General features: G+C 68.5%; 2 pseudogenes. One reads left to right on the top strand and one right to left on the bottom strand.

The features are described 5' to 3' along the window. A pseudogene (locus ABD323_RS45285) lies at nucleotides 1-186 on the bottom strand (ABC transporter permease); the annotation flags it as partial. On the opposite strand from ABD323_RS45285, the pseudogene ABD323_RS45290 reads away from it, so the two are divergent. Next, a pseudogene (locus ABD323_RS45290) lies at nucleotides 164-524 on the top strand (hypothetical protein); the annotation flags it as partial. The pseudogenes ABD323_RS45285 and ABD323_RS45290 sit on opposite strands and share 23 nt — an antisense overlap.

Genomic DNA, 524 nt, shown 5'->3' on the forward strand with positions numbered 1-524 from the left:
GTTGTTGACCAGCTGGCCGAGGACGTCGGGGTTGCTCACCTTGAGCGCGATGCCGTACGAGAGCGAGGCGCTGCTCAGGGTGATCAGGGCCAGCAGCACGTAGGCGAGCAGCAGGTCCGGGATCCGGACGAAGAGTCCGAGCGGCATCGACAGCACGATGATGATGCCCGCCTGGATCACCAGCACGACCACGTCCCGCAGGGCCCGGCCGAGCAGCAGCGCCACCCGGCTGACCGGCAACGTCTTCCACAACCTCGGCACCGGCGGGTACGCGGGCTTCGGCTCCAACGTCTATCAGCCCGCCGACTTCACCTGGACCGCCAACACCTTCTTCGGCAACCACCGCAACGACACCGCCTGGAAGTGGATGCGGCACGTCTACGACCAGCGCGACGTCCAGCACGTGAACGCCTCGCAGGGCCCGAACGGCGACTACCCCGAGGTCTCCTTCACCCTGGTCGGCCAGACCGTCTCCGGCCTGCTCGGCCTCGACCCCGACGCGCCCAACCGCCGGCTGACCACCC

The organism is Kitasatospora nipponensis (genome assembly GCF_039528135.1).
GTDB classification, from domain to species: domain Bacteria; phylum Actinomycetota; class Actinomycetes; order Streptomycetales; family Streptomycetaceae; genus Kitasatospora; species Kitasatospora nipponensis.